Annotated in this window: 23 protein-coding genes; 9 read left to right on the top strand and 14 right to left on the bottom strand. The window is 73.9% G+C overall.

Going from position 1 to position 20,554, the window contains the following annotated elements; genetic code table 11:
* Positions 1 to 229: 229 nt before the first annotated feature.
* A complete protein-coding gene (locus tag ASG41_RS12550) occupies positions 230 to 631 on the top strand; it encodes a VOC family protein (RefSeq protein ID WP_235564828.1) in 402 nt (133 codons plus the stop codon).
* A 28-nt stretch (positions 632 to 659) separates the two neighbouring features.
* Here ASG41_RS12550 and ASG41_RS12545 read toward each other — a convergent pair whose 3' ends face one another.
* From ASG41_RS12545 to ASG41_RS12525, 5 genes are all read right to left on the bottom strand, one after another.
* On the bottom strand, positions 660 to 1,019 hold the full coding sequence (locus tag ASG41_RS12545; protein ID WP_056295137.1) for a PRC-barrel domain-containing protein: 360 nt from the start codon (positions 1,017 to 1,019) through the stop codon (positions 660 to 662).
* Between the two features lie 98 nt (positions 1,020 to 1,117).
* On the bottom strand, positions 1,118 to 1,615 hold the full coding sequence (locus ASG41_RS12540; RefSeq protein ID WP_056296479.1) for a glutathione peroxidase: 498 nt from the start codon (positions 1,613 to 1,615) through the stop codon (positions 1,118 to 1,120).
* The gene (locus ASG41_RS12535; protein ID WP_056295133.1) at positions 1,612 to 2,040 is read right to left on the bottom strand and encodes a DUF2237 family protein; all 429 of its coding nucleotides are present in this window, start codon (positions 2,038 to 2,040) and stop codon (positions 1,612 to 1,614) included. The genes ASG41_RS12540 and ASG41_RS12535 overlap by 4 nt, the downstream gene beginning before the upstream one ends.
* Positions 2,037 to 3,380, bottom strand: a complete 1,344-nt coding sequence (locus tag ASG41_RS12530; protein ID WP_056295130.1) for a glucose-6-phosphate dehydrogenase — start codon at positions 3,378 to 3,380, stop codon at positions 2,037 to 2,039. The genes ASG41_RS12535 and ASG41_RS12530 overlap by 4 nt, the downstream gene beginning before the upstream one ends.
* Positions 3,377 to 5,230 carry a glycoside hydrolase family 15 protein gene (locus ASG41_RS12525; protein WP_056295126.1) on the bottom strand — a complete coding sequence of 618 codons (1,854 nt, stop codon included), beginning with the start codon at positions 5,228 to 5,230 and terminating at the stop codon, positions 3,377 to 3,379. Before ASG41_RS12525 ends, ASG41_RS12530 begins: the two co-directional genes overlap by 4 nt.
* A 94-nt stretch (positions 5,231 to 5,324) precedes the next feature.
* Here ASG41_RS12525 and ASG41_RS12520 point away from each other — a divergent pair, with 94 nt between their 5' ends.
* Entirely contained in the window at positions 5,325 to 7,298 is a 1,974-nt protein-coding gene (locus ASG41_RS12520) for an acetoacetate--CoA ligase (protein WP_056295123.1), read from the top strand.
* Between the two features lie 154 nt (positions 7,299 to 7,452).
* A complete protein-coding gene (locus tag ASG41_RS12515) occupies positions 7,453 to 8,715 on the top strand; it encodes an acyl-CoA dehydrogenase family protein (protein ID WP_235564769.1) in 1,263 nt (420 codons plus the stop codon).
* 170 nt (positions 8,716 to 8,885) lie between these two features.
* On the opposite strand, the gene ASG41_RS12510 is transcribed toward ASG41_RS12515, so the two are convergent.
* The gene (locus tag ASG41_RS12510) at positions 8,886 to 9,311 is read right to left on the bottom strand and encodes a VOC family protein (protein WP_056295118.1); all 426 of its coding nucleotides are present in this window, start codon (positions 9,309 to 9,311) and stop codon (positions 8,886 to 8,888) included.
* Between the two features lie 86 nt (positions 9,312 to 9,397).
* On the opposite strand from ASG41_RS12510, the gene ASG41_RS12505 reads away from it, so the two are divergent.
* Positions 9,398 to 10,396 carry a YafY family protein gene (locus ASG41_RS12505; RefSeq protein WP_157519398.1) on the top strand — a complete coding sequence of 333 codons (999 nt, stop codon included), beginning with the start codon at positions 9,398 to 9,400 and terminating at the stop codon, positions 10,394 to 10,396.
* Here ASG41_RS12505 and ASG41_RS12500 read toward each other — a convergent pair.
* Together ASG41_RS12500 and ASG41_RS12495 are read right to left on the bottom strand one after the other, a co-directional pair.
* Positions 10,377 to 10,910: a GNAT family N-acetyltransferase gene (locus tag ASG41_RS12500; RefSeq protein ID WP_056295116.1), complete on the bottom strand. Its 534-nt coding sequence runs from the start codon at positions 10,908 to 10,910 to the stop codon at positions 10,377 to 10,379. The genes ASG41_RS12505 and ASG41_RS12500 overlap by 20 nt on opposite strands.
* Positions 10,907 to 11,530: a LysE/ArgO family amino acid transporter gene (locus ASG41_RS12495; RefSeq protein WP_056295113.1), complete on the bottom strand. Its 624-nt coding sequence runs from the start codon at positions 11,528 to 11,530 to the stop codon at positions 10,907 to 10,909. The genes ASG41_RS12500 and ASG41_RS12495 overlap by 4 nt, the downstream gene beginning before the upstream one ends.
* Positions 11,531 to 11,600: 70 nt before the next feature.
* On the opposite strand from ASG41_RS12495, the gene ASG41_RS12490 reads away from it, so the two are divergent.
* On the top strand, positions 11,601 to 12,470 hold the full coding sequence (locus ASG41_RS12490; protein WP_235564768.1) for a LysR family transcriptional regulator ArgP: 870 nt from the start codon (positions 11,601 to 11,603) through the stop codon (positions 12,468 to 12,470).
* A 28-nt stretch (positions 12,471 to 12,498) separates the two neighbouring features.
* Here ASG41_RS12490 and ASG41_RS12485 read toward each other — a convergent pair whose 3' ends face one another.
* From ASG41_RS12485 to ASG41_RS12465, 5 genes are all read right to left on the bottom strand, one after another.
* The gene (locus ASG41_RS12485) at positions 12,499 to 13,068 is read right to left on the bottom strand and encodes a hypothetical protein (RefSeq protein ID WP_056295110.1); all 570 of its coding nucleotides are present in this window, start codon (positions 13,066 to 13,068) and stop codon (positions 12,499 to 12,501) included.
* Positions 13,069 to 13,112: 44 nt separating this feature from the next.
* Complete coding sequence (locus tag ASG41_RS12480) at positions 13,113 to 14,108, bottom strand: 2-oxoglutarate and iron-dependent oxygenase domain-containing protein (protein ID WP_056295107.1); 996 nt, start codon at positions 14,106 to 14,108, stop codon at positions 13,113 to 13,115.
* 210 nt (positions 14,109 to 14,318) lie between these two features.
* Positions 14,319 to 15,866: an AMP-binding protein gene (locus ASG41_RS12475; protein WP_056295104.1), complete on the bottom strand. Its 1,548-nt coding sequence runs from the start codon at positions 15,864 to 15,866 to the stop codon at positions 14,319 to 14,321.
* On the bottom strand, positions 15,866 to 17,005 hold the full coding sequence (locus tag ASG41_RS12470) for a DUF5938 domain-containing protein (RefSeq protein ID WP_056295101.1): 1,140 nt from the start codon (positions 17,003 to 17,005) through the stop codon (positions 15,866 to 15,868). Before ASG41_RS12470 ends, ASG41_RS12475 begins: the two co-directional genes overlap by 1 nt.
* A complete protein-coding gene (locus ASG41_RS12465; protein WP_056295098.1) occupies positions 17,002 to 17,808 on the bottom strand; it encodes an SDR family NAD(P)-dependent oxidoreductase in 807 nt (268 codons plus the stop codon). Before ASG41_RS12465 ends, ASG41_RS12470 begins: the two co-directional genes overlap by 4 nt.
* 188 nt (positions 17,809 to 17,996) lie before the next feature.
* Between ASG41_RS12465 and ASG41_RS12460 the strand changes: the two genes are divergently transcribed.
* From ASG41_RS12460 to ASG41_RS12450, 3 genes are all read left to right on the top strand, one after another.
* Positions 17,997 to 18,614: a TetR/AcrR family transcriptional regulator gene (locus ASG41_RS12460; protein ID WP_235564767.1), complete on the top strand. Its 618-nt coding sequence runs from the start codon at positions 17,997 to 17,999 to the stop codon at positions 18,612 to 18,614.
* Positions 18,615 to 18,688: 74 nt separating this feature from the next.
* Positions 18,689 to 19,066, top strand: coding sequence for an FKBP-type peptidyl-prolyl cis-trans isomerase (locus tag ASG41_RS12455; protein WP_056295092.1), 378 nt, complete (start codon positions 18,689 to 18,691; stop codon positions 19,064 to 19,066).
* 44 nt (positions 19,067 to 19,110) lie between these two features.
* The gene (locus ASG41_RS12450; protein ID WP_056295089.1) at positions 19,111 to 19,299 is read left to right on the top strand and encodes a hypothetical protein; all 189 of its coding nucleotides are present in this window, start codon (positions 19,111 to 19,113) and stop codon (positions 19,297 to 19,299) included.
* Here the strand turns inward: ASG41_RS12450 and ASG41_RS12445 are convergent.
* Positions 19,296 to 19,679, bottom strand: a complete 384-nt coding sequence (locus ASG41_RS12445; RefSeq protein ID WP_056295086.1) for a VOC family protein — start codon at positions 19,677 to 19,679, stop codon at positions 19,296 to 19,298. The two genes, ASG41_RS12450 and ASG41_RS12445, sit on opposite strands and share 4 nt — an antisense overlap.
* Before the next feature lie 78 nt (positions 19,680 to 19,757).
* Between ASG41_RS12445 and ASG41_RS12440 the strand changes: the two genes are divergently transcribed.
* Positions 19,758 to 20,453 (top strand): DsbA family oxidoreductase, encoded by a 696-nt coding sequence (locus tag ASG41_RS12440; protein WP_056295082.1) that lies wholly within the window; start codon positions 19,758 to 19,760, stop codon positions 20,451 to 20,453.
* Positions 20,454 to 20,554: the final 101 nt, after the last annotated feature.

The following is a 20,554-nucleotide window of genomic DNA, read 5'->3' as shown; positions in this document are numbered from 1 at the left end:
TCAGCCGCCCGGTGCCCGGCGTGGGCGCGCGGTCCCGGCGCGGGTGCGCGCCCAGGCGGGGGTCGTCGACAGTGGACCGGCGTGGGCGCGCACCGGGGGCGGGAGGGCGCGGCGGCCGGGTGCGGCGACCGGGTGCGACGGGGGCCGATGAGTCTGCGGCCGGACACTGGTCCTGTGCTGTGACGGGGCCGGGACGGCCGGCCCGAGACCCAGGGAGCACCCCGTGCGCATGATCTTCGTGAACCTGCCCGTGACCGACGTCGAGGCCGCGAAGGCGTTCTACGCCGGTCTGGGCTTCGAGCAGGACCTGCAGTTCTCCGACGCCGAGACCGCGTCGTTCATGATCGAGGAGAACATCGTGGCGATGGTGATGACCCGGGAGAAGTTCACCGGGTTCCTCCCCGCCGGGGCCAGCGCCGGTGACCCGGCGCAGCAGGTGTCGGTGATGAACGCGCTGTCGGCAGCCAGCCGCGAGGAGTGCGACGACCTGCTGGCCAAGGCCCTCGCGCACGGCGGACGTCGGTTCAGCGACCCGCAGGACCACGGCTTCATGTACGGCACCAGCTTCGCCGACCCGTCGGGCAACGTCTGGGAAGCCGTCTGGATGGACCCGTCGGCCCTGGAGGGGTGAGCCCACGGGCCCACCCCTCCGGGTGCGCTCAGCGGCGGGCGAGCTGCCGTTCGCCGTTGGCGCCGGTGGAGTAGGGCAGCTGGTAGTGCGCGAAGACCTTCGGCTCCTCGTCGGCGGTGAGCTCGCCGTCGGTGTCGATGTTCGGGGCGGCCTTCGCCAGGTCCCGGGGGTAGGACACCCGGACCTCGCGGGGGCCGACGGTCGCGTCCTTGAGGGGCACGAAGACAATGCTCTTGCCGCCGATGAGGCCGCCGACCTCGACGCCGATGAACGAGGGCTCGTCGGACACGACGTCGACGTAGATCGACTCCAGCGAGCCGATCTTGTGGCCGTCGGGGTCGACGACGTTCTCGCCGCGCCAGTCGCGGATGTTGCCTGCCGGGATCATGCGATGTCCTCCAGGGGAGCAGTGCTCCGTGGTCTCGGAGCGTGTCGCCGCGGGGTTGCCCACGAACGGTCGTGCGCAACCGTCCCTCGGCCTGTGACTCATGACGTCAGCTGCGCCTCGATCGCCGTCCGCACCTCGGGGGAGTCGGGCTGGGTCTGTGGCCGGAACCGGGCGACGACGTCCCCGGTGCCCGACAGCAGCCACTTCTCGAAGTTCCAGGCCACCGGCCCGGCCTCGCCGGCGACGTCGGGGACGGCGGTCAGCTCCTGGAACAGCGGGTGGGCGTGCGGGCCGTTGACGTCGAGCTTCGCCGTCAGCGGGAACGTGACGTCGTAGGTCGCCGAGCAGAAGGACGCGATCTCCTCGGCCGTGCCCGGCTCCTGGCCGGCGAACTGGTTGCAGGGCACGCCGACGACGGTGAACCCGCGGCTGCCGTACTCCTGCTGCAGCTCCTGCAGCTGGGCGTACTGCGGGGTGAGCCCGCAACGGCTGGCCACGTTCACCACCAGGGCGGGCCCGCCCCCGGTCAGCTCGGCCAGGGTCGTGGGCGTCCCGTCGAGCGTGGTCAGGGGCAGGCCCAGCAGGTCGGTGCTCACGTCTGGACAGAACCCGAGCCGGGCGGTCCCGGCCACCCGGACAGGTCGTCGGGGACGTCGACGGCCTGCGCCCGCAGCATCTCCAGCGGCACGACCTCCAGCGCCCGCACGTTGGTGGCGGCCAGCACCACGCCGGCCGGGGCGCCGGCCTCGAAAGCCTGCCGCCACCGGACGGCGACCACGCACCACCGGTCCCCGGGCACCAGGCCGGGGAAGCCGTACTCCGGGCGCGGGGTGGTCAGGTCGTTGCCCAGGGCGGCCTGCATGGCCAGGAACTCCGCGGACACCACCGCGCACACGGTGTGGCTGCCGACGTCGTCCGGGCCGCTGGAGCAGTGCCCGTCCCGGTAGAAGCCGGTGACCGGGTCGGTGCCGCACAGCTCCAGCGGACCGCCCAGCACGTTGCGCTCGCCGGGCTCGGTCACGCCGGGCCGTCCGAGCCCGCGGGGTAGTCCTGCAGCGGGATCTCGTCGGCGGCCCAGGCGTCGAGCACCGGCTGGACGATCCGCCAGCCCTGCTCGGCCTCGACGTCGGAGATCGACAGCGTGGGGTCCCCGGAGAGCATCTCGCGCAGCAGCAGGCCGTAGGCCGGCAGGTCCTGCGGCGGCGAGGTCGTCTGCAGCACCTCGCGCTCCAGGTCGAAGGGGTCGCCGGCGCCGTTGAGGTTGACCTCCAGGGCGATGCCGTCGGGGGACAGCTGCAGGCGCAGCACGTCGGGCTCGGGCTGCTCGTCGGCGAAGGCCAGGTGGGGCACCGGCTTGAACCGGACCACGATCTCCTTGCGCCGGGTGCCCAGGGCCTTGCCGGTACGCAGCCGGAACGGCACCCCGGACCAGCGCCAGTTCTCGATGGTCACGGTGAACTCGGCGAAGGTCTCGGTCATCCGCGCGGGGTCCACGCCGTCCTCGGAGGCGTAGTCGGGCAGCTCCCGGCCCTCGATCGTGCCGGCGGTGTAGCGGCCCCGGACGCTCTGCGCGACGACCGGCTGCACCGCCCGCAGCACGTCGGACTTGCGGGCCTGCAGGGTGGCCGCGTCCAGCGACTGCGGCGGCTCCATGGCGACGACGGCGAGCAGTTGCAGCAGGTGGTTCTGCAGCATGTCCCGCAGTGCGCCGGCCTTGTCGTAGTAGCCGGCCCGGCCCTCCAGCCCCAGGTCCTCGTCGAAGACGATGTCGACGGCGTCCACGTGCTGGGCGTTCCACACCGGCTCGAAGACCCGGTTGGCGAAGCGCAGGCCCAGCACGTTGAGCACGGTCTGCTTGGCCAGGAAGTGGTCGATCCGGAAGACGCCCTCCTCCGGGACCAGGCCGTGCAGCACCTCGTTCAGCTCGCGGGCGTCGGCGATCCCGGTGCCGAAGGGCTTCTCCACCACGACGCGGGCGCCCTCGGGCAGCCCGACCTCGCGCAGTGCGGTCAGCGTGGGCAGGAAGACGGTGTTGGGCAGCGCCAGGTAGACCACCGGGACGCCGTCGACCCGGGCCAGCGCGCGGCGCAGGTCGTCGGGGGAGGTGACGTCGCCGTGCTCGTGGCCCAGCTGGGCGACGACCCGCTCCCGGGCGTCCTCGGGCAGGTCGCCGGCGTGCGCGGTCAGCCGCGCCCGCGCCCAGTCCCGGTAGGCCTCGTCGTCCCAGTCCTGCTGGCTGACGGCGAGCACCTCGACGTCGCCGTCGAGCACCCCGCGCTCGTACAGCTGGGCCAGGCTGGGGAGGAGGAGGCGACCGGTGAGGTCACCGGAACCGCCGAGGACGACGAACGAACGCTTCACTTGCGGCCTGCCTCTGCACGTCGGGCCTGGGCGATCTTGTACCCGGAGGCTATGACCCCCAGGTGGCTGAACGCCTGCGGGAAGTTGCCGAGGAACGACCCGTCGGTGGGGTCGATCTCCTCGCTGAGCAGGCCGAGCGGGGTGGCCCGGGCGCACAGCGAGTCGTACAGCGCCTCGGCCTCGTCGAGGCGGCCCTGGCCGGTCAGGTTGTCCACCAGCCAGAAGCTGCACAGCAGGAACGCACCCTCCTGACCGGGCAGACCGTCGTCGGACTCGGAGTGCAGGTAGCGGTAGAGCAGGCCGTCCCCGGCGTCCAGGTGCTCGCGGACCGCCTCGACGGTGGAGACCATCTTGGGGTCGTCGAAGGGGACGACGCCACGCAACGGCAGGGCCAGCAGCGAGCCGTCCAGCCCGCCGTCGTTGGCCTCACCGGCCTCGGCCAGGTGCTCGGTGAACGTGCCGCGCCCCTCGTCCCAGGACCGCTCCAGGACGGCGGCCCGCATCTCCTGCGACGCCTGCGTCCAGCGCTCCCGCGGGTGGTCCAGCGAGCAGTTCTCGGCGATCCGCAGCGCCCGGTCGACGGCGACCTGGCACATCGCCACCGAGTAGGTGAAGGGCCGCCCGGCCCCGCGGATCTCCCAGATGCCCTGGTCGGGTGTCTGCCACATCTCGATGGCCTGCTCGGCCAGCGCGCACAGCGCGGTCCACAGGTGCTCGTCGACCGAGCCGCCGTCGGAGGCCCACTGGTGTGCGACGTCCATCAGCTCGCCGTAGACGTCGTGCTGGGTCTGCCCCGCGGCGCCGTTACCCCAGCGGACCGGGCCGGAGTCCCGCCAGCCGGACAGGCCCGGGTCCTCCCACTCCTCGGGCGGCTGCCCGCCGTCCAGGGCGTACATGATCTTCGGGCCGCCGTCGCGCTCGGCGTTGGTCAGCGTCCAGGCCAGGAACGAGTCGGCCTCGGTGGTCAGCCCGATGCGGCGCAGCGCGTAGACCGAGAACGAGGCGTCGCGCACCCAGGTGTAGCGGTAGTCCCAGTTCCGGACGCCGCCCACCTCCTCGGGCAGGGACGACGTCGCCGCGGCCATGATCGCCCCGGTCGGGGCGTGGTCGAGCAGCTTGAGGGTGATCGCCGAGCGACGGACCAGCCGGCGCTGCGGCCCCTCGTACCGGATCCGGCCGGCCCAGGCGCGCCAGGCGGTGGCGGTCTGGTGCACCAGCGCGGCCGGGTCCTGGCGGTCCTGCAGCCGGGTGTTGCCCGACCAGTGCAGCGCGACGGTGAGCGGGTCGCCGACGCGCAGGGTGACGGTGCCGCCCAGCGAGCCGTCCTCGCCGACCTCGAGCGGGTGCGAGGACCACAGGGTCAGCCGCAGCTCGGGCCGCGCGGGCCAGGACAGCGCCCAGCCACCGCCCTCGCGGCGGACCTGGACGTCGTCCCGGGGGCGCAGCCGGACGGTGAGCTCGGCCGAACCGGACACCACCCGGGCCAGCCGGAGCAGCTCCGAGCGGCCCGCGGGCACCAGCTCGGTGAGGTCGGCGCCGGCCCGCAGGGTCAGGCAGTCGGTGATCTCCACGGTGCCGTCGGGGCCCTGCAGCTCGGTGAGCAGCACGCCGGTGTCGTCGAGGTACCGCTGCCCGGCGGACTCCAGCCCGGTCAGCGAGATCGAGAACTCGCCGCCCCGCTCGGCGTCCAGCAGTCCGGCCAGGAACGGCGGGGAGTCGAAGTCGGGCAGGCACAGCCACGGGATGGAGCCGTCGCGGGCCACGAGCGCGCACGTGGCGCCGTCCCCGATCAGGCCGTGGTCCTCGATGGGCAGGTGACCACGGGTTCGGGTCAGGGGGCGGGTCGGCACGGTTCTCCTCGGGTGTCGGCTCGTCGTGCCCGCTGACCTGCCCGTTCGTCCCTGCCCCGAACCCCCGGGCGCGGACTTCTGGCAGGGTGGGCCTGTGACGGCCGACACCCCGCTCTGGTCCCCGACGCCCGAGTCGATCGCGGCGTCCCAGCTGGGGCGCTTCGCCGCCTGGGTCGACGAGCGCCGCGGCACGTCCCTGGGGCAGGACTACGACGCCGTGTGGGCGTGGTCGACCGAGCACCTGGACCAGTTCTGGGCCGACGTCGCCACCTGGTTCGACGTGTTCGAGGGCGGTGACCCGGTCCGCGACGACGAGGTGCTCACCGACCGCTCGATGCCCGGGGCCACCTGGTTCCCGGAACGGCAGGTCAACCTGGCCCAGCTCGCGCTGCGGCACGCCCGGGAGGACCAGCCGGCGGTGATCGGCGTCCGCGAGGACGCCGAGCCCGAGGAGGTGTCCTGGGCCCGGCTGCGCGGCGAGGTCGGCGCCTTCGCCGCCACCCTGCGCCGGCTGGGCGTGCAGGCCGGCGACCGCGTGGCGGGGTACCTGCCCAACGTGCCCGAGGCGGTCGTGGCGTTCCTGGGCTGCGCGTCGATCGGCGCCGTCTGGTCGGCCTGCGCCCCGGACTTCGGCACCCGCAGCGTGCTGGACCGCTTCGCCCAGATCGAGCCCGTCGTGCTGGTCGCCGTCGACGGGTACCGGTTCAACGGCCGCGACCACGACCGCCGCGACGTCGTCGCCGAGCTGCGGGGCGCGCTGCCCACGGTGCGGACGACGGTCGTGCTGCCCCGGCTCTTCCCCCGTGAGGTCGCCGACGGCGCGCTCGCCTGGGCCGACGCCGTCGCGGACCTGCAGCCGCCGGTCTTCCAGCCGCTGCCCTTCGACCACCCGCTGTGGATCGTCTACAGCTCGGGCACCACCGGCCTGCCCAAGGGGATCGTGCACTCGCACGGCGGCGTGGCGGTCGAGCAGCTCAAGCAGCTGGGCCTGCACCTGGACGTCGGGCCCGACGACCGGTTCTCCTGGTACGCCTCCACCGCCTGGATCATGTGGAACATCGCCAGCTGCTCGTTGCTGTCCGGCGCCACGCTGGTCGTCTACGACGGGGCGCCCGGGTACCCGACGCTGGACGCCCAGTTCGCCGTCGCCGCCCGCACCGGGACCACCTACCTGGGCACCAGCGCCGGCTACCTGACCGCCTGCGAGAAGGCCGGCCTGCGGCCCGGGGAGGACCACGACCTGTCGGCGCTGCGGTCGATCGGGTCCACCGGTTCCCCGCTGCCCGCGGCCGCGTTCGAGTGGGTCTACGCCGCCGTCGTGCCCGACGTGTTCCTCGGCTCGCTGTCCGGGGGCACCGACGTCGCCACCGGGTTCATCGGTTCCTCGCCGCTGCTGCCGGTGGTCGCCGGGGAGCTGCAACGGCCGATGCTCGGCGTCGCCGCGGCCTCCTGGGACGAGGCCGGGCAGCCGGTGCTCGGCGACCTGGGCGAGCTCGTCGTCACCGAGCCGATGCCCACCATGCCGCTGTACTTCTGGGCCGACCCGGACGGCTCCCGCTACCGGGAGGCCTACTTCGAGCCGTGGCCCGGCGTGTGGCGGCACGGCGACTGGCTGGAGATCACCCCCACCGGCAGCTGCATCATCACCGGCCGCTCGGACTCCACCCTCAACCGCGGCGGCGTCCGGATGGGCACCGCCGACCTGTACGCCGCCGTCGAGTCCATCCCGGCCATCGCCGACTGCGTCGTCCTCGGGGTCGAGCAGCGCGACGGCGGCTACTGGATGCCGCTGTTCGTGCAGCTCGCCGAGGGTTTCGAGCTCACCGACGCCCTGGTCACCGAGATCCGGGAGGCGGTGAAGCGCAACGCCAGCCCGCGGCACGTGCCCGACGAGGTGATCGTCGTCCCCGGGGTGCCGCACACCCGCACCGGCAAGCGCCTGGAGGTCCCGCTCAAGCGGCTGTTCCAGGGGGTGGCCCCGGAGAAGGCGCTCAACCTGGGCGCGGTGGACGACGCCGGGGTCGTGCAGCACTACGTCGACCTGGCCGCCGAGCGCGGCGTGCGCTGAGGCTCCCCCCGCTCGATGTGACCTCGAGCGGGGTCGGCCGGCCGGGATGCCGCTGGATGTGACATCGAGCGGCGGGAGGGCAGTCCGGGCGCGGGTGCGGTTACCGGCCGGTAACTTGGACGGCGACCCGCCCGACGACGTGCAGGAGAGCGCTGTGAGCACCCCGCAGACCGACGAGACCACCACGGGCACCGTGCAGATGGAGCCCCGTCGTCCCGACCTGCTGCCGCCGTGGCACACCCCGGAGCGGGAGGCACTGCAGCTGCAGGCGCGCGCCTTCGCGATGGACGAGGTCCTGCCGGTCGCGGACGAGCTGGACCCGCAGAAGGGCGAGATCCCGCAGCACCTGCTGGAGCGCCTGGGCGAGCTCGGGTACTTCGGCATCACCATCGACCGCGAGCACGGCGGGATGGGCCTCGGCGTCTTCGAGTACTGCATGGTCAGCGAGGAGCTGGCCCGGGCCTGGATGAGCGTCGCCTCGATCCTGGCCCGCTCGCAGGGCATGGGCACCTCGGTCGCCGACGCCTCCCGCCGGGACGACCTGCTGCGGAGGTCAGCCGCGGGCTCGTGGATCGGCGCCGTCGCACTGTCCGAGCCCGACGCCGGCTCGGACCTCGCCAACGTGCAGACCCGCGCCGTGCGGGACGGCGACGAGTGGGTGCTCACCGGGCACAAGCGCTGGTGCGGCAACGCCAAGGCCGCCGACTTCATCCAGGTGCTGGTCCGGGTCAGCGACCCGCAGCCGGGGGAGTCCCGCTCGCGCGGGCTGCGCAACGTGCTGCTGGCCAAGGAGCGCGGCTCGTTCCCCGCCGGGCTGAGCGGCTACCCGATCGACAAGGTCGGGTACCACGGCTTCCTGACCTGGGACCTGCAGTTCGACGGTGTCCGGATCCCGGCCGACGACCTGATCGTCGCCCCGGGCGACGCCGACGGGGACGGCGGTTCCAAGGCCGGGTTCGCCGAGGCGCAGGCCTTCCTGAACACGGCCCGGGTGCACACCGCGGCCCGCGCCGTGGGCCTGGCCCGCGCCGCGGTCGAGGACACCACGACCTACCTGCAGGAGCGCGAGCAGTTCGGTCACCCGATCGGCGACTTCCAGGCGCTGCGCTTCGCCCTGGCCGAGATGGCCGCCGACGTCGAGCAGGCCCGGTCGTTCTACCGGCAGGTCGCGCACCTGCTCGACGTCGGCGTCCCCTGCGAGCGGGAGGCCGCGATGGTCAAGCTGCAGGCCACCGAGATGGCGGTGCGGGTGACCAACCAGGCCATGCAGCTGCACGGTGGCAACGGCTACACCACCGAGCGCCAGGTCGAGCGGCACTGGCGCGACGCCCGGCTGACCACGATCTTCGAGGGCACCAGCGAGATCCAGAAGCGGATCATCTCCGACCGGATGCTGCCCCGCTCGCCCCTGACCTGAGCCCCGCACCTCGCCCCGCCGCCCCGCCGCCGCGCCCCGCCCCGCCGCCCCGGCCCGCCCCTCCCCGCCGTGAGCGTGGATCAGGGGCGTTCACCGGAGTCCGTCCTCCCACACCACATCTCATGGGGGAGGACGGACTCTGATCAGGGACCCTGATCCACGCTCGCCCGTCAGTAGGCGACGGCGACGTCGAGCACCCAGGTCACGCCGAACCGGTCGGTGACCATCCCGTAGTGCGGGGAGAACCCGGCCGGGCCCAGGGCCGCCCGCACGGTGCCCCCTTGGGCCAGGCCGTCGAAGCAGCGGGTGATCTCGTCGGCGTCGTCCCCGCGCACGGAGACGTAGAGCGCGTCGGTGCCCGGGTCGTACGCCCGGCCTGGCGGGACGTCGAAGGCCATGACCGAGAACCCGGAGGGCGACTGCACCGCGCCCCAGATGACCTGGTCGTCGACGGCGCCGTCGGCGCGGTCCCGGTCGCTGCCGCCCTGGGCGAAGGTGAAGGCCTGGACCTCGCCGCCGAAGACGTCGGCGTAGTGCTCCAGGGCTGCGCGGGCCTGGCCGCGGAAGTTCAGGTGGGTGGTGGTGGTGACGCTCATGGTGGCTCCTCTGCTCGGTGGGTGAGGACCACTCTGCCGAGGGTCACGGTCAGCTCCTGACCTACTCGTGGGCCATCCTGGGAGGCATGAGCGGGACGCCGGGACGGTTGCTGAGCCTGCTGTCGTTGCTGCAGTCCCGCCGCGACTGGCCGGGCTCATTGCTGGCGGAGCGGCTGGAGGTCAGCCCGCGCACTGTCCGCCGGGACGTCGACCGGCTCCGCGAGCTGGGCTACCCGGTGCAGGCGTCGATGGGCCCCGACGGCGGCTACCGGCTGGCCCCGGGGGCCGACCTGCCCCCGCTGCTCTTCGACGACGACCAGGCCGTCGCGCTCACCGTCGCCCTGCAGCTGGCCGCCGCCGGCGGGACGGGCACCGGGGCCGCCGCCGAGCGCGCGCTGGCCACGGTCCGGCAGGTGCTGCCCGCGCGGCTGCGGCACCGGGTGGACGCCGTCCAGGTGGCGGCGGTGCCCGGCCGCCCGGCCGTCGACGTCGACCCCGAGGTGCTCCTGGCCGTGTCCGCGGCGGTCCGCGCGCGGCAGGAGCTGCGCTACGACGCCCCGGGCGGCGACGGGGTGCCCCGCCGGGTGCAGCCGCACGCCGTGCTGGCCCGGGACGGCCGCTGGTACCTGCTGGCCTGGGACGTCGACCGGGACGACTGGCGCACTCCCCGGCTGGACCGGATCGCCCCACGCACCCCGCTGGGCGCCCGGTTCGCGCCCCGGGAGGTGCCCGGCGGTGACCCCGCTGCCTTCGTCGCCGCGCTGTTCCGCGGCTCGCGGGACCCCGGCGGTGGGTGGCCGTGCCGGGGTCGCGCGGTGCTCGCCGTCCCGGCGGAGACGGTGGCGCCCTTCGTGGGGAACGGCGCCGTCGAGCCACTGGACGGGGGGCGCTGCCGGGTGTCCACCGGCTCCTGGTCGTGGACCGGGCTGGCGGCCGAGCTGCTGCGGCTGGACGCCGAGCTGTCCGACGTGCAGCCCCGGGAGCTGGTCGAGGCGTTCGCGGTCCTCGCCGGGCGGGCGGGCGCAGCCGGCGCGACCCGGGGTCGTCGACCCACGCGCGGGGGCCTCAGAGCTCCAGGAACATGAGCACCTCGTCGCGGAAGTCGCCGTCGCCCAGGTGCAGGGCGTGCGGCCAGCGGCCGATCTCCCGGTACCCGTGCCGCAGGTAGAAGGGCTCCAGGCCCTGTCCGGCGCGGACGTAGAGGTGCAGGTGGGCCAGGCCCAGCTCGCGGGCGCAGCGGGCGGCCTCGGTGAGCAGCACCGACCCGACGCCCGTGCCCCGGGAGCCCAGCGAGGACTGCACCCGCCGCAGGGTGGCCCAGTGCCGGAAGATCGGCTGCGGGTTGCGGGCCAGCACCAGCCAGCCGGCCAGGGACCCGTCGGGGGCGGTCACCCACAGCAGCCGCTCGTCCGGGGTCAGCGCACCGACGACGGCGTCGGCGGCCGCGGCGACGGTCGCCTCGTCGACCGGGACCTGGGGGAAGCCGACGGCGCCGCCGGCGTTGCTGACCTCGCGCCAGACGGTGGCGAGCTCGGTGGCCATGGCCGGGGTGACCTCGTCGGGGGAGGTCAGCCAGCGCAGTGACAGGTCGGAGCTCATGCCCCGATCCCACCAGCTCCCGCCAGCAGCGACGCGGCCAGGGCTGCCATCACCACTGCGATGACCCCGTCGAGCACCCGCCAGGCGGCCGGCCGGGCGAACACCGGGCGCAGTGCACGGGCCCCCACCCCCAGCCCGGTGAACCACAGCACGCTGGCCACGCACGCCCCGGCGGCGAACCACCAGCGCTGGTCGCCGTGGGTGCCGGCGACCGAGCCCAGCAGGAGCACGGTGTCCAGGTAGACGTGCGGGTTCAGCCAGGTCAGCGCCAGGCAGGTGCCGACGACGGCGGCCGTCCCGACCCGGGCACCCCCGGCGGAGGTGTCCATCGCGGAGGGGCGGACCGCCCGTCGCGCGGCGAGCACCGCGTAGCCGAGCAGGAACAGCCCGCCCGCGACCCGGACGACGGTGACCAGCCACGGCACCCGCTCCAGCACGGCGCCGGTGCCGGCCACGCCGGCCAGGATCAGCACCACGTCGGACAGTGCACAGACCGCGACGACGGTGGCCACGTGCTCCCGGCGCAGGCCCTGGCGCAGCACGTAGGCGTTCTGGGCGCCGATGGCGACGATGAGGGACAGACCGAGACCGAGGCCGGAGAGGACGGCGGAGAGGACCACGGACCCATCCTGAGGCGCCCTGACCGACAGCGCCGTTGTTGATGCGCACCTACCGTAAGCTGTGCTGTCGATGGACCTCGCCCAGCTCCGCGCCCTCGTCGCCGCCGTCGAGACCGGCACCCTCGATGCCGCCGCCGGCCGGCTGCACGTCACGCCGTCCGCGGTGAGCCAGCGGATCCGCGCCCTGGAGGTCGCCACCGGGCAGGTGCTGCTGGTCCGCAGCCGCCCGGTCGTGCCCACCGAGGCCGGCGCCGCGGTGCTCCGGCTGGCCCGCCAGGTCGAGCTGCTGGTCGCCGACACCACCGCCACGCTGGCCGGGGGCACCGACGACGGCGCGCCGCCCGTGGTCCCGGTCGCGGTCAACGCCGACTCGCTGGCCACCTGGTTCCTGCCCGCGCTGGCCCCGGTCGCCGACCGGGTCAGCCTGGACGTCCGGGTCGCCGACCAGGAGCACACCGCCGCCCTGCTGCGCGCCGGCACGGTGATGGCCGCCGTCACCGCGGACGCCGACCCGGTGCCGGGCTGCTCGTCGACCCGGCTGGGCGTGGCCCGGTACCGGCCGATGGCCAGCCGCGCGCACGCCGAGCGCTGGTTCCCCGAAGGCCCGACGGCGGCGGCGCTGCGCCGTGCACCGCTGGTGGCCTTCGACCGGACCGACGACCTGCAGGCGGCCTACCTGCGGCGCCGCACCCACGCCGTCGTCCACCCGCCGACGCACCACGTGCCGTCCTCGGCGGACTACCTGGACGCCGTCCGGCTCGGGTTCGGCTGGGGCATGCTGCCCGACCTGCAGACCGGTCCGGACGACGACCTGGTCGACCTGGACCCGGCCGGCGCGGTCGACGTCGTGCTCTGGTGGCAGCAGTGGAAGCTGCGCTCCCCGAGCCTGGACCTGGTCGCCGACGCCGTCGCCCGGGCCGCCCGCGCCGCCCTGGGGTGACCGGGTCGGGGCTGACCACGCCCAGACCTCAGCCGGGCAGCAGCCCGTACAGCAGGTCCACGCCCCACGTCGCGGCGACCGCAGCCGGGGCCAGCAGCACCAGCGCGACCGCCCGGGTCCGGCCGTGCCGGGGCAGCACCCCGGCCACCACCAGCGCGACGACGACCCCGGCCACCGCCTGGACCGGGTGCAGCACGCCCGGGGCGTCCCCGGTGGCGGCCAGCCAGAGCTCCCACAGCGTCCGGTCGGCCAGCGCGAGCGCGGCGGCACCGGCCAGGACGGCGCCGGGCAGCACGCCGCGGTGGCGGGTCGCCAGGTGGACCACGACGGCGAACAGCGGCACGGCGGTCAGCGAGAGGACCGTCCAGGCGGCCAGCAGCACCAGCTGTCCCCGGAGGTCGAACCCCAGCACGACGACGGCGAAGGCGTAGTAGGCCAGGCTCATCACCGCGAAGAAGACGGCGCTGCCCACGGCTGCCAGCCGGCCCGTGGGTGCGGCCCGGGCCAGCAGTGCCACGGCCAGCACCCAGGCCGCGGGGTGGGAGCCGAGGTCGGCGAGCCAGCCCACGCCGGAGGCGTCGGCGGCCTTCGCGGCCACCCCGGTGAGCGCACCCAGGGCGGCCGCGAGGAGCAGGCCGCGGGCTAGGCCCGGAAGTTGGCCTGGATCCGCTGCAGCAGGAAGTCCCCGGCCGTCATCGGCTCGTGGGTGCCCGCCGGGGTCTGGATCAGCGCGTCGGCGTCGGCCTGGGCGAAGAAGGCCATCGAGTACCGGGGTGCCAGCGAGTCGCCGCGACCGGGTGCTGCCACCCGGTGGAAGTTCGACGGCAGGCGGTCGTCGCTCCACCGCATGAGCATGTCACCGACGTTGCAGGTGATGGCCTCGTCGGAGGCCGGGACCGGGGTCCACGCGTACCCCTCGTCCGTGGGTCGGGCGGCCTCGGCGCCGGGCAGGACCTGCAGCCCGTCCTGGCCGGCCCGCTGGAAGAGCAGGGTCAGGCAGTCGAAGTCGGTGTGCGCGCCGGCCCGCCACGTCCCGGGCGTGTCGAGCAGGTCCTCCGGGAAGGCCATGTAGTGGATCAGCCGCAGGCACGACCGGTACTGCGGGGACGACGGGTCGTGCACGCCGGCGAAGAAGTCCCGGTCCATGCCGAGCCGGTCGGCGAAGCAGGACAGCACCTGCATCGCCACGGCCCAGCAGCGGGACTCGAAGGCCAGCAGGGTGTCCCGGAAGCCGGCGACCTCCTCCTCGGCGGGCCACAGCCCGTCCATGAAGGGCCGGGTCAGCTGCCAGGACTCCTTCTGGTCCGGGGTGCCGACCGAGGGCCGCACCTGGCTCCTGGACTCCCAGCCGGCGTTGAGGCCCTTCTTCATCGGGTACCTCGCCTTCACCTCCGCGGGCAGGGCGAAGAAGGCCTGCGAGGCGGCGAAGGCGGCATCGACGTCCGTCGCGGTGATGCCGTGGTCGACGACCTGGAAGAAGCCGATGTCCGTGGCGGCCTGCCACAGCTGTTCGGTGACCTCGGCCCGGCGGGCCTCGAAGTCGGCCAGGGAGACCCGGCGGACCTCCCGGTCGGTGGTCAGGGTGCCGACGGCGCCCATCCGGGACTCGCGGTCCAGTTCGGTCAGGGTGGTGGTCATCGTGGTGTCCCCCGAGGGGAGGCCGCACGGCAGACGCCGCGGCTCTGCCCACCATGCAAGTGGCCCCACCGGGACGGTGGCAAGACCCTGCGACCAGACGTCACACGGTGTTGACACCGGCGTCGCGGGTCGCCGCTGCCCCACGACGACCCGCGAGCCGGCAGGCCGTCCGGACCGGCGTGGTCTCCACGGTCCGGACGGCGGTCTGTGTCACCGGGCGGCGAGCACCCGCGCCCGGACGTCGGTCTTGAGCACCTTGCCGACGGTGGAGCGCGGCAGGTCCTCCCACACCCACACCTCCTTGGGCGCCTTGACGCTGCCGATGCGCTCCTTGACGAACGCCGTCACCGCGGCGGTGTCGACCTGCGCCCCGGCCCGGGCCTGCACGACGGCGACGACCCGCTCGCCCCACTTCTCGTCGGGCACCCCGACGACGGCGCAGTCGGCGACGTCGGGGTGGGCCATGAGGGCGTTCTCCACCTCGGCGGAGTACACGTTGAACCCGCCCGAGATGATCATGTCCTTGGCCCGGTCGACGACGTAGAGCCAGTTGTCGGCGTCCAGGTAGCCGATGTCCCCGGTGTGGTGCCAGCCGTGCTCCCCGGCCGCCGCGGTGGCCGCCGGGTCGCCCAGGTAGCCGGCCATCACCAGCGAGCTGCGGACGACGACCTCCCCGCGCTCCCCGGCCGGCAGCAGGGTGCCGTCCTCGGCCATCACCGCCACGGTCACCAGCGGCGAGGGCCGCCCGGCCGAGGTGAGCCGCTCCACCGCGACCGTGCCGTCGGCCCGCCAGTGGTCGGCCGGGGCCATGGTGGACACCATCATCGGCGCCTCGGACTGGCCGAACAGCTGGGCCATCGGGCCGATCCGGTGCAGCGCCTCCTCCAGCCGGGCGGCCGAGATCGGTGCTGCGCCGTACCAGAAGCAGCGCAGCGAGGACAGGTCCGTGGCGTCGAGCCGGGGGTGGTCCAGCAGCATGTAGACCAGCGTCGGTGGCAGGAACGCGTGGCTCACCCGGTGCCGCGGGACGGCGTCGAGCAGGTCGTCCAGCGACGGCGTCCGCAGCACCACGACGTGTCCGCCCAGCGCCATGACCGGGAAGCAGAGCACCCCGGCGGCGTGGGTCAGCGGGGCCAGCGCCAGGTAGACGGGCCGGTCGGGGAAGGGGTAGCTCATCAGCGTGATCGCCGACATCGTCTCGATGGAGCGGTCGGTGAGCAGCACGCCCTTGGGGCGCCCGGTGGTCCCGCCGGTGCCGACCACCATGACCACGTCGTCCACGGGTTCGACCTGCAGCGGCTCGGCCGGGACGCCGTCGAGCCACTGGGCCAGCGAGGGCACCCCGTGCTCGTCGGAGTCCAGGCAGACCAGGGTGGTCAGCGCCGGCAGCCGGTCGCGGATCGCGGCCACCAGGGGGGCGAAGGAGGCCTGGAAGAGCAGCGCGGTGCAGCCGAAGAGCTCCAGCAGCTCCTGGTTCTCGGCGGCCTGGTTGCGCGGGTTGACCGGCGCCCAGACCGCGCCGGCCCGGGCGATGCCGAAGACGCAGGAGAACGCGACCGGGTCGTTGGCGGACAGGACCGCCACCGTCTGGCCGGGCAGGACGCCCGAGCGCGCGAGCGCCCGGGCGACCTGCCAGCTGACCTCCTGGACCTCCCCGTAGCTGTGGGTGGTGTCCCCGGCGGTCAGGCACGGGGCGTCCCGGCCGAGCGAGGCGCCCTTGTCCAGCCACGACGTCAGGCCCGCGGAGGTCGGCGTCATCAGCGGTGCTCGGTGACGACCGGGTCGAGCACGAGGCCGAACTGGCGCAGGACGCCGAGCAGCTGCCGGTGGCCGAACGCCTGGCAGCCCGAGGCGAACCCGGCCCGCAGCGGCTTCTGCTGCAGCAGCGACATCGCGGCCCAGGCCTGCAGCAGGCCGGTCTGCTTGTAGTTGCTGTTGCCGTGGATGACCACGTGCTTGCGGCCCAGCGGACCCGAGGCGTACACGGAGTCGATCGAGGTGTTCAGCCGCGGGTTCTCCCGCGGCGGCATCCCGGCGCTCCACGCCGCGGCGATCTCGGCGAGCTTCTCGTCCCACTGCTCGCGGGGCAGGGTCTTGATCTCGCTCTCGACCATCGCGGTGGTGGCCACGACGGCCTCCATGACCGGCTTGTTCATGACGCCGCCGGCGACCTTGACCGTCGACACCCGTGGGTCGTCCTTGAACCAGACCGGGTGCGAGGTGCCGCCCCACGGCACGGCCAGGGCCAGCTCGTGGCTGCCGGGCACGACGACGTCGAACGTCGTGGTGGGCTCGAACTGCACGTAGGAGTTCTCCTGCAGGTGGAACCAGTCCGCCTTGAGGATGGTGAAGATCGTCTCGGTGGAGGCGGTGGTCGGGAAGCCCTTCCACAGCACCAGGACGTCGAGGGTGTCCAGGCCCGGGGTCTCCAGCGCGATGTTGATCGCGATCTCGCCGGTCGTGTACATCTGCGCGATGCCGGGGGACAGCAGCAGCCCGGCCTCGGCGAACCGGGTGCCCCAGCGCTGCTGGCACTCCAGCACCCAGTCCTGCTCGCCGGTGGTGTCCAGGTAGTGCGCGCCGGCGGCCAGGCAGGCGTCGACCACCTGCGGGCCCAGGTTGATGAACGGCCCGACCATGTTGCAGACCACCTGCGCGCCGCGGAACAGCTCGGTGAGCGCCTCGACGGTGTGCTCGACCTCGACCACCTCGTAGGAGGCCGTCTCGATGCCGGGGATCCTCTCGACGACCTCGCGGACCCGGGCGGCGTCCCGGCCGGCGGCGACGAAGGGCACGCCGAGCTCGCGCAGGTACTCGCAGACCAGGCGCCCGGTGTACCCCGAGGCGCCGTAGACGACGACGGGCTTCGGCGTGGTCGTGGTGGCGGGAGCGGTCACGAGCCCATCCCGCCGTCCACGGGCAGGCCCGCGCCGTTGACGAAGCGGGCGGCGTCCGACGCCAGGAAGACCACGGCATCGGCCATGTCGCCCACCTCGCCCAGCCGGCCGGACGGCGTCAGGGCGACGACGGTGCCGACGGCCTCCTCGACCGAGGGGAACAGCCCGAGCTCGGCCATGTCCACGGCCAGCTGGTTGCCCATCGTGGTGGGGACCAGGCCGGGGTACACGCAGTTGACCCGTACCCCGTAGCCGAGCTTGCCGGACTCGGCGGCCGCGACCCGGGTGAGCCGGTCGACGGCGGACTTGGTGGCCGAGTACCCGGAGATGCCGGGGAAGGCGATGGTCGCGGCGACCGAGGAGATGTTGACGATCGAGCCGCCGGACCCGGCGACGCCGCCCGGGCGCATCGCGCGCAGGCCGTGCTTGATGCCCAGCGCCGTGCCGAGCACGTTCACCTCGAGCATGGTGCGCAGGTCCTCGGGGCGGAACTCGCTGATCAGCGCGGAGATCTCGACGCCGGCGTTGTTGACCAGCACGTCCAGCCCGCCGAGCAGCTCGGCGGCCTGGGCGGTGCCGGCCTCCCAGCTGGCCTCGTCGGTGACGTCCAGGTGCACGAACCCGGTGGTGACGCCGTGGGTCTCGGCGATCTGCTCGGCGACGGCCTTGCCGTCGGAGTCCAGCAGGTCGGCGATGACCACCGACGCGCCGTGCCGGGCCAGGGCCTCGGCCATGCCCTGCCCCAGACCGCGAGCACCCCCCGTGACCAGTGCCTTGCGTCCTGCGAGGTCGAAGACGGACATCGACTGCCCTCCGTGTCGTCACGTCACCGGCTCCGCGGCCCACGTTGGCTGCGGTCGCCCTGTGACGCCGGTCATGCTGGTCCCGTGTCTTGACGACTGTCAAGCTTTTCCTTGACGATCGTCCAGGTCCCACCTCCCGGGGGTCGGCGCGGTTACCCTCGGTGCACCGGGGCACAGGAGGTGGGCACGTGGACGAGCGGGTGGACAAGTCGGCGGCACGGCGTGCCGAGCTGGCCGGGGCGACCCTGAAGACGCTGTCCGAGCTGGGCTACGCCCGCACGAGCCTGCGCGAGATCGCGCAGAACTCGGACTTCAGCCACGGCGTCCTGCACTACTACTTCCGGGACAAGGTCGACCTGATCACGCACTGCGTGCGTGAGTACAAGGCCGTCTGCGTGACCCGCTACGACCAGGTCGTGGCCACCGCCACCACCCCGGCCCAGCTGCAGGCCGGCTTCCTGGACAAGCTCGCGCAGACCCTCGTCGAGGAGCCGCACATGCACCGGCTCTGGTACGACCTGCGCAACCAGTCGATGTTCGAGGAGTCCTTCCGGGCCGACGTCGCGGCCATCGACGCCAGCCTGGAGCGGATGGTCTGGCGGGTGGTGAGCCGGTTCGCCGAGCTGCTGGACACCCCGCCCCGGGTCTCCTCCGCCACGATGTACGCCCTGTTCGACGGCCTCTTCCAGCAGGCCCTGCTCCGCCAGCTCGCCGGCGACCCCGACGCCGCCGCCGACCTGCAGGCCGCGGTCACCTCGGTGGTCGCCCAGGTCGTCCCGCTCGAGCGCGAGCCGGTCGCGGGCTGAGAGCTCGCCGCGGTTCTGGTTGGGTGGAGGACGGACGCCGGGACCACCCCGGCACCGAACCCCCAGGAGCACCCGTGGCCGAGCCCACCCGCCCCGACGTCGAGCCGCCGACCGGCCCGGCCCCCGCCGACCTGGTCATCGAGGACATCACCGTCGGTGACGGCGCCGAGGCCACCAACGGCAGCCTCGTCCGCGCCCACTACGTCGGCGTCACCCACGACGGCGGCGAGCAGTTCGACGCCTCGTGGGACCGCGGCGACCCGCTGGAGTTCCAGCTCGGCGTCGGCATGGTCATCGCCGGCTGGGACGAGGGCATCGCCGGGATGAAGGTCGGCGGCCGCCGCCGGCTCACCATCCCCGCGCACAAGGCCTACGGCGACCGTGGCGCCGGCGGCGTCATCAAGCCCGGCGCCACCCTGGTCTTCGTGGTGGACCTGGTCGGCGTCCGCTGACCGGACCCACCCCGGGCCCGGCCGGCTGGCAGTCCGCCTCGCGCGTGCACCAGCCGGCCGGGTCCAGCCCGTACGCCGTCGTCCCCGCCGAGGGCGGTCCCGACGTCGTCCTGGACGCCGTCGACGCTCAGTGGACGATGCTGGCGCACCGCAACGGGCTGCGGAAGACCGTCTCCCACCAGGTGCTGGGCGGTCTCGTCGTCGGCGTGCTGGCGCTGCCGGGCCTGCTCTAGCCGGACGCGTGGTGCACGGCCTCGACGTTGTTGCCGTCGGGGCCGCGCAGGAACGTCCCGTAGTAGCCCGGGTGGTACTCCGGGAACACCCGCGGTGCGTGCAGCACCTCGTAGCCCGCGGCCACCGCCGCGGCGTGCACCGCGTCGACCGCGGCCCGGTCGGGCGCGCTGAAGGCGACGTGCGCCTCGTAGCTCGTGCCCGGGGCGGCCGGAGAGAGCCAGAAGTGCGGGGGACCCGGCCCGTCGGCGACGCCGATGACCGGCCCCGCCGGGGTCTCGAAGCGCATCGCCTCACGGAAGCCCAGCGGGGCGAAGGCGGTCACGTAGAACGCCAGCGCGGCGTCCGGGTCGGCGCAGGGGATCCCCAGGTGGTCCAGCACCCGGCCGAGTGTGGCCCTGCCCACCCGTGCCCGACAACCCCCGGGAACAGCCCGACGTGGCCCGGCGTTGCGACGCGCGTGAAGGTCGAGATCTGGTCCGACGTCGTCTGTCCCTGGTGTTACATCGGCAAGCGCCGCTTCGAGACCGCGCTGTCGCGGTTCGAGCACGCCGACGACGTCGAGGTGGTGTGGCGGTCCTTCCAGCTGGACCCCTCCGTCGCCGAGGGCGACGTGCACCCCACCCTGCCCGCGCTGGCCGCCAAGTACGGGCGCAGCGAGGACGAGATGCGCACGCAGATGACCCAGCTCGACGCGCTCGCCGCCGAGGAGGGCCTGGACTACGACCTGGCCAACGGCGTCAGCGGCAACACCCTGCTGGCCCACCAGCTCCTCCACCTGGCCGCCGAGCACGGCCGCCAGGACGCGGCGAAGGAGCGGCTGCTGCACGCGCACTTCGAGGAGCGCCGCTCGGTCTTCGAGGTCGACGCGCTGGTCGAGCTCGGCACCGAGGTCGGTCTGGACGGCGACGAGGTGCGCGCCGCGCTGACCGACCGCCGCCACCTGCCCGCCGTCCAGGACGACATCGCCACCGCCCGCGCCCTGGGCGCCACCGGCGTGCCGTTCTTCGTCGTCGACCGGACCTACGGCGCGTCCGGTGCCCAGCCCCCGGAGCAGCTGCTCGCCGTGCTGGAGCGCGCCTGGGCCGACACCCACCCGGTGCTCACCACGGTGCCGCCGGCGCAGGGCTGCACCGACGACGGCTGCACCGTCTGAGATGCTCCTATGCCTCGTCAAGTGGTCAGGACGTGGTGGATCTCGCGGGCGATGTAGCGCTTGAGGCAGCGGATGATCTCGAGGTTGCTGAGGCCTTGGGC

It is taken from the genome of Modestobacter sp. Leaf380, assembly GCF_001424485.1.
Taxonomy (GTDB): Bacteria; Actinomycetota; Actinomycetes; order Mycobacteriales; family Geodermatophilaceae; genus Klenkia.
Note: the sequence above shows the minus strand (reverse complement) of the source record. Positions and strands in the feature narration are given on the sequence as shown.

Coding starts and splice junctions, on each gene's coding strand:
- ASG41_RS12490 (WP_235564768.1), top strand. CDS start 11,601: ATGGACCTCGCCCAGCTCCGCGCCCTCGTCGCCGCCGTCGAGACCGGC.
- ASG41_RS12465 (WP_056295098.1), bottom strand. CDS start 17,808: ATGTCCGTCTTCGACCTCGCAGGACGCAAGGCACTGGTCACGGGGGGT.
- ASG41_RS12475 (WP_056295104.1), bottom strand. CDS start 15,866: ATGACGCCGACCTCCGCGGGCCTGACGTCGTGGCTGGACAAGGGCGCC.
- ASG41_RS12500 (WP_056295116.1), bottom strand. CDS start 10,910: ATGAGCTCCGACCTGTCACTGCGCTGGCTGACCTCCCCCGACGAGGTC.
- ASG41_RS12480 (WP_056295107.1), bottom strand. CDS start 14,108: ATGACCACCACCCTGACCGAACTGGACCGCGAGTCCCGGATGGGCGCC.
- ASG41_RS12545 (WP_056295137.1), bottom strand. CDS start 1,019: ATGATCCCGGCAGGCAACATCCGCGACTGGCGCGGCGAGAACGTCGTC.
- ASG41_RS12505 (WP_157519398.1), top strand. CDS start 9,398: ATGAGCGGGACGCCGGGACGGTTGCTGAGCCTGCTGTCGTTGCTGCAG.
- ASG41_RS12550 (WP_235564828.1), top strand. CDS start 230: ATGATCTTCGTGAACCTGCCCGTGACCGACGTCGAGGCCGCGAAGGCG.
- ASG41_RS12510 (WP_056295118.1), bottom strand. CDS start 9,311: ATGAGCGTCACCACCACCACCCACCTGAACTTCCGCGGCCAGGCCCGC.